Annotated in this window: 4 protein-coding genes; 2 read left to right on the forward strand and 2 right to left on the reverse strand. The window is 36.9% G+C overall.

Annotation, left to right across the window (positions count from 1 at the left end):
* Window positions 1–59: 59 nt before the first annotated feature.
* Together CUN59_RS15330 and CUN59_RS15335 are read left to right on the forward strand one after the other, a co-directional pair.
* Window positions 60–959: a M48 family metallopeptidase gene (locus CUN59_RS15330; RefSeq protein WP_104388659.1), complete on the forward strand. Its 900-nt coding sequence runs from the start codon at window positions 60–62 to the stop codon at window positions 957–959.
* Between the two features lie 328 nt (window positions 960–1,287).
* On the forward strand, window positions 1,288–1,788 hold the full coding sequence (locus CUN59_RS15335) for a 2TM domain-containing protein (protein ID WP_104388660.1): 501 nt from the start codon (window positions 1,288–1,290) through the stop codon (window positions 1,786–1,788).
* Between the two features lie 226 nt (window positions 1,789–2,014).
* On the opposite strand, the gene CUN59_RS15340 is transcribed toward CUN59_RS15335, so the two are convergent.
* Window positions 2,015–2,794: a restriction endonuclease gene (locus tag CUN59_RS15340; RefSeq protein ID WP_104388661.1), complete on the reverse strand. Its 780-nt coding sequence runs from the start codon at window positions 2,792–2,794 to the stop codon at window positions 2,015–2,017.
* Window positions 2,795–2,865: 71 nt separating this feature from the next.
* Window positions 2,866–6,114, reverse strand: a complete 3,249-nt coding sequence (locus CUN59_RS15345) for an Eco57I restriction-modification methylase domain-containing protein (protein WP_243406961.1) — start codon at window positions 6,112–6,114, stop codon at window positions 2,866–2,868.
* Between the last annotated feature and the right edge of the window lie 607 nt (window positions 6,115–6,721).

The raw sequence follows: 6,721 nt of genomic DNA on the forward strand, positions 1-6,721 counted from the left end.
TATATATTGAGGGGATACGATTTTACTACACCGTAATTTAATTCTATATCTATCCTCTTATGAGCAGAAAAATACTCTCTGGATTGAGTTCACAAACTTACGAACATCCTTTTGATCGTAAGGCTTTGGCTTCTTTACAAAATATGCCCGGAATTTCTCCTTTACTGAAAAAAGTAAATGAATATGGTATTGATAGGCTGCTGAGATTACAAACTATTGGCAGTGAAATTAAAGTTACATCCCGGAATTTTCCCCAATTACATGAACCTTTTCTAGAAGTTTGTGAAATCCTGGAGATTACAAATATTCCTGAATTGTATTTATTTCGCGGAACAGGACATATTAGAACCTATATTATTGGTGTTGAAAAATCTATTGTTGGTATCAATTTAGATGGGATGGAATGGTTGAATTATGATGAGTTACTATTTATTTTCGGTCACGAAATCGCCCGGATCAAAAGTCAGCATATCATCTATCATCAAATGTCCATTATGATGCCTACATTGAAAACCTGGTTAAGTAGTACAACATTAGGAATAGGAGGATTGGTTGCCAGTGGCTTAGAATTAGGTTTATACAATTGGGTGATGATGGCAAAATTCACTGCTGATCGTGTGGGTTTATTAGCTTGTCAGGATATTAATATAGCCACAACAGCACTAATTAAACTTGCAGGTTTACCAGAAGAATATTTAACGACAGAGGTAATTGAAGATTTTGTGATGCAATCTCGTGAGTTTACATCTAATAGTTTTGATAATTTAGATCAAGTCACTAAAATATTAAGTTATTCAGAATCTAATCTCTCTTGGGTAATTATGCGGACTGGTGAATTATTAAAATGGGTTGATTCGGGAGAATATGACCAGATCATCCAAGGAGAAAATGTCAACACTCCAAAAGGAGAAGAGGAAGGAGAAGAAAAAGAAGGATGGAATTTTTTGACTTCTTGGTAATTTAATGAGCTTAAATAAATATCAATGGTTTTCAAAAATCAGGTAGCAGTGTTATGTGTTTTTCCCAAACATAACTAATTAGGGGTTGCTGAATAAAGCTATAACCGGTTATTAATAGGGGTTTGGCGGATTTTAAGAACAAGCAAGTGCAAGGTTTTGGCAAATGGAGTCCCTGTTCCCAGTTAAGAGTTCCCTCTCCTCACAGACAACTTTTTCAGCAACCCCTAATTAAATACCGGATTGATTTAAATTTGCTAACCTAGAGGTAGTGTCAATATTGCTAATGGTAGCGTGGTTCTCTATTGAAAGTATTATTTGAGCAAAAATTATGACGGCGTTTAACTCCAACAGCTTGCGTTCTTACAGCCAAGAAGATGTACAGCAAATTCTGCAATTAGCGATCGCCCGTCAAGTAGACGATAACGATCAAGAGTTTTCCTATCAGCAAATATTGGAAATTGCTACAGAGTTACAAATATCACCTGATACTCTCCAGCAAGCGGAACGGGATTGGTTAGGTAAACAAAGCGAAGTTGAACAGCGTCAAGCTTTTAATCTTTATCGCCAAAGTAAATTTAAAAAACGTTTAGGAAATTACGCAATCATCAATATTTTTTTTCTGGGTATGGATGCCATTAGTGGCGGTATTTCTTGGTCACTTTACATCTTACTTGCTTGCGGATTAGCCATATCCTTAGATATTTGGAATACTTTTCAAACTAAAGGAGAAGATTATGAAATTGCCTTTGAAAGATGGAATCGTAACCATCAAATTAAACAAACAATCAATACAGTTTTAAATAAGTGGTTTAAGGTATTTAGCCCTTAATAGCAATTCGTAATCAATTAACCTTAGTTTCTGTTTTAATGCTGTTTTTCTTTGTGGCATTTTTACATCTCCTTGTGGTGTTTCAGATCCCGGACTTCTTTGAGAAGTCCGGGATCTTGTGGTGAGGTGTTCAGATCCCCTTCTTTGAGAAGTCCGGGATCTTGTGGTGAGGTGTTCAGATCCCGGACTTCTTTGAGAAGTCCGGGATCTTATCTTATTCAGGTTCTTATTTGATTCTATCCCAGGCTTCTAATACTAATCTTTGGGTTCTATATTCTCCATATTGTTTGATTTCATTGTTCTTTAATACTCTAAATGTTTCACTGGGAAATTCTGCACCATACACTTCCGCAGGATCTAATATATATCTCAGTTCATCACGGGTTAATCCATAAAGTTTGGCGTAATATGCGTCTAATTCTGCTCTGATTAATGCGCGTTTGTTGGGATTCCAAATAAAAGGTGAGTCGTTGTATCCCATGTCTTGCGCGAAGGGTTGCATATCCCAGGATGTGTACACTAATTCGAGGACGCGGGGGGTGATATATTCTATGTCTTTTTCTGTGTATCTTTCTGGGGGAATTACTGGAAGTTGTTTGAGGATAAAAAGACTAAAATTATTTCCTCCTAATTTTTGACGAGTAACAAAATCAAATACTAAACTACTAAAATTTGCAAGTAAACAAGAAACTAAACTAGCTTGTTTTTCTTCTAAAGTTAATAAAGGTGCGCTATGTCCTACAGCAACTTTAGGTAATAAACTAAAAATAGAAGTACGATCACTTGTCGAATTTGTAATTCCTCTAAAAGCTAACAGCCAATCTTTATTCCACTTTCCAGATAATTTATTTTCAACTTCTTTTTTATCTACCCAATAACGAGGTTTAACAGTACAATTTAGATCTTGTTTCATCTCATCTGGTATTTGAGGTAAAATACCAGCATTTAAGTTAGCTTGCGTTGCATTTTCATAAGTTGAATAACGGTGATCAAATTGATGAAACATTTTTGCTTCATATAATGGTACTTTCAGATCCCGGACTTCTTTGAGAAGTCCGGGATCTTGTGGTGAGGTGTTCAGATCCCCTTCTTTGAGAAGTCCGGGATCTTGTGGTGAGGTGAGGTGGTCAGATCCCCTTCTTTGAGAAGTCCGGGATCTTGTGGTGAGGTGTTCAGATCCCGGACTTCTTTGAGAAGTCCGGGATCTTGTTGGGGATCTTGGGTGTGAAATAACCCGCTATCATTAGCCATGTCAAACATACGCATAAATGAAATACCCCAGGGGTTAATTCCTGTTTTCTCATTTTCTAAAACTGGCACATTTTGATATATCTTTTTAGTTAATTCTGCATCTTTGCTAGTTCTAAAAACTGGACAAGTGAGAGTATTAGGATTAATTAAGGCTATATCTTGAGGTGAAAGATTAAAATGACGTTGTAAATTATTAGTATCTGGGAAATAACGACAGAAAAATACAAAATCTGTTTGCTTAACTTTTGTTTTTTTACCAGTGATAGTTAGAGTACAGAATTTAAAAGCATGATGAACTGACTGGAAAATAAAAGCCTCATTTTCAAAACCTGTAAGACTTGCTAAATTCTGCTTTTGAATTAGATCACCAAAAAACCGTTTACAAGTATCATCAGTTGCGATACCCGTAGGAACGATTACCCCAACCCTACCATGATCACTAATTAAACATCTGGTAGTTTCCGCAAACACAGCATAAGTATTAATATCACCCACAGCAGTTAAGGGAAATCTCCCACCTTCCCGAATAAACTTACTTTGTGCTTCTGCATCATGTTTAGCATCCTCAAAAGCTTGCGCTAAAACAGGATTTTTCTTTGGTAATTCCTTAATCAACTTCTCCCGCGCTGCTTTATTTTGTGCGTTGGCAATTTCTAAACTGCGAGAAGCGAAAAACTCCTTTTCTTGTAACTTAATTCTTTCCCAAGGAGGATTACCTAAAACACAACTAAAACCACCATTTTCAAATACTTCTGGAAACTCTAAAGGCCAATGAAAGAAATATTTTTCCTGTGCTAACTTATTCGCAGCATCAATTAACTTTTGTAATTCGTAATTAGTAACTCGCAATTCATAATTAGAATCTGAATTAAAAACCTTTTGCACTAACTCCCGTTTTAAGCGATTTAAAGTTTCTGTTGTTGGTAATAACTGTAAATTATGTTCAGTTAAATACATGAAAAATGCTGCAGTCCATAAATTACAAGCTGCTTTTTTCAACCACCAATGATCATCTAAAAGATTATCTTGATATTTTCTCTCTTTTTCTTTAACTTCCTGGGGTGTATTTTCTGAAAAGTCGGCTAATTCTTGCCATAACTTGGCAAAGATGTAACTATCATTAGCAGAAGTTTCAAAAATAGATAATTGTCCTTGGGTTTCCCGTTCTTTTTTATTCCGCTTTTTCAAATTAGCGGCTGACTTCTTATCATCACCTGTCACCGCTTTGAAAGCATCATCAGGAATACCTGCATCTAAACAATCTAAATCTAAAACACCAACCAGAGAATTACCGCATTTTATCCGATGATCTAAAAAGTTCAATGGTTTACCTGTGGCAAAACCTTCTATCCATAAAGCCACCTTACACAAATCTACCGCCAAAGGGTTTAAATCTACCCCATAAATACAATTTTGAATCACATCACGCACGGCTTGACGTAAAGGTTCGGGTGCTGGTTGAGATTCCCCGGTTCTGACTTTTGCTAATTCTTTACCTATGCGTCGTGCTGCTGCTAATAAAAAATGACCTGAACCACAAGCAGGATCTATGACTTTTATACTTAATAACGCTTTTTCATAATTCGTAATTTCAGATCCCCTATTATTCCCTGACTCCCGTAATTTCTCTTCAATAACTGGTTCTAATGCGGTTTTAATTAACTGTTGGACTAGTTGGGGCGGGGTGTAATAAGAACCTGTGGTTTTTCTATCACTGCCAAAAACTAAATTAAATTCATATATGCCTTGATTATTGGTAATTTGGGGGTGAAAATCTAATAAACTTTCATAGACACTTCCCAATTCTTCTACATCTAAAGCTGCATAATTTACCCGGCGTGTTTGACCTTTATCTTTATACAAGGATAAACAACGAATGGCGGTTAATAAATCATAGTTATCAATACCACAATTATCTAAATCTGTCAGGGTTTGTGAACTAAATAAATCACCATTTAAAGGGGATAAACCTAATATTTGTCCGCGCCAATTTTCATCAAATAATTTAAATGTGACTCGTAAACCTTGCCAAATATCTTGAAAACCTTCCCGACGATAGCGGGGACGTTCTGCTAATTCTCTTAGTCTTTCTATACTATAATATTCAAGATAAATTCTCGCTTTTTCTGGGTCTTCCCCTATTAATAATAAATTGCGAGATTCTGCCACCATTAAGAATAATAGGCGATAAATTAACCGTAATAATTGGCGATAATACCTCAGATCCCGACTCCCAAGATCCCGGACTTCTCTAAGAAGTCCGGGATCTGATGAATAATACTGTAAAAAGCCGTTTCCTAACAGTATTAATGCTTGTTCTACACCGTCGCGCAGTCTGTCGCGTACCCTTCCCCCTTGTTGCAGACTCTCTTGATGGTAATATTCTAATAGGCATTTATCCGCGTCATCCGTAGTTTCTGGTAAACGGGAACGGTGAAAAAGCCGATAAAATAGACCAAATTCGGCAAAGTTTTCACCATTAAGAATCTGCTCTAGGTCAAATTCGATATAAGTAAGGCGAGTCATCAAAGAGGAATCACGCAATAACCGCCAACGAAAACCATTAGTAGTTATAGCCCAAAGATGCTCAGTCTTGTTGAGGTATTCCTGTACTAAAGCGTGTGCTGATAACCGAGGTGTACCACTAGGAGGGCGTTTATCAATATCCAGACGACAACCAATAATATGTATAGGTGGGTAAATTGTAATTTCCGACTCCTGACTCCCAACTCTCGACGGTGCTGCACGATGGGAGATCGCATAGGTTTGTCCTTCCACTATTTCAGCTTTTGGGGTATATGCAGGTGTATAACCAAGACTACGTAATAAAGGAACAGCCCACATTTCACGGGTAACGCTGGTAGCTGTATCTTCAGGGTTTAATCTTTCTAATTGACGTTGGAATGCTACCCAATAAACTTTAATGTCACCCCAGGCGATCGCAATTTCATCCTCAAGTTTATCAGTTTTTGATAACCCAAAATCTGCCGATGTTTGTCCTTTGATATTACCTGTTAATAGTTCGGTGGTAATATCAGGTGCGAGTAAGTTGCCTTCAAATTGAATACCAATCATAATATTTGCCTGAATCAGATGGTTATCAAAGTAAGTCGAGATAATGTCCAGGATTTAAGGATGTACAGGATTTTTGTAATGTTTGATTTTTAATTTTTTAGGACTTACGCAAGATGTAACTGCAACCCTGATTATTTCGTAGGGGTAATTCATGTAGCTTGCTTCCCGAAGGGTATTACCCCTACTTTCGTTCTATTTTGCGTAAGTCCTGTTTTTAATTTGTTTGGTGTAGACTTCAATTATTTAGTTGTTCTTAAGTAGGGGTTGCTGAATAAAGCTATAACCGTTTATTAATAGGTTTTGCGGATTTTAAGAACAAGCAAGTGCAATGTTTTGGCAAATGGAGTCTCAAAACAGTTGCATTTTTCCTTGTCGGGTCGAGTCGAGTCGGATATGAGAAATTGAGGATATCCAGATAGTTGAAACTGTTCCGAATTCCCTATTCCCTGTTCCCTGTTCCCTGTTCCCTGTTCCCTGTTCCCTGCTATATCATTTATGGACACAGTAAAAGAAGTCGGGGATCTGGGTATGAACGAGTGCTATAGCTGAATACTTACCGAACAGGGAATTTATCTGAGGGCAAAATGTAACTTTTCCAATAATTCTT

The organism is Cuspidothrix issatschenkoi CHARLIE-1 (genome assembly GCF_002934005.1).
Classification (GTDB): domain Bacteria; phylum Cyanobacteriota; class Cyanobacteriia; order Cyanobacteriales; family Nostocaceae; genus Cuspidothrix; species Cuspidothrix issatschenkoi.

Bases quoted from the DNA above. Each gene is read 5' to 3' on its own strand.
- CUN59_RS15330 (WP_104388659.1), top strand. From the start codon at position 60: ATGAGCAGAAAAATACTCTCTGGATTGAGTTCACAAACTTACGAACAT.
- CUN59_RS15335 (WP_104388660.1), top strand. From the start codon at position 1,288: ATGACGGCGTTTAACTCCAACAGCTTGCGTTCTTACAGCCAAGAAGAT.
- CUN59_RS15340 (WP_104388661.1), bottom strand. From the start codon at position 2,794: ATGTTTCATCAATTTGATCACCGTTATTCAACTTATGAAAATGCAACG.
- CUN59_RS15345 (WP_243406961.1), bottom strand. From the start codon at position 6,114: ATGATTGGTATTCAATTTGAAGGCAACTTACTCGCACCTGATATTACC.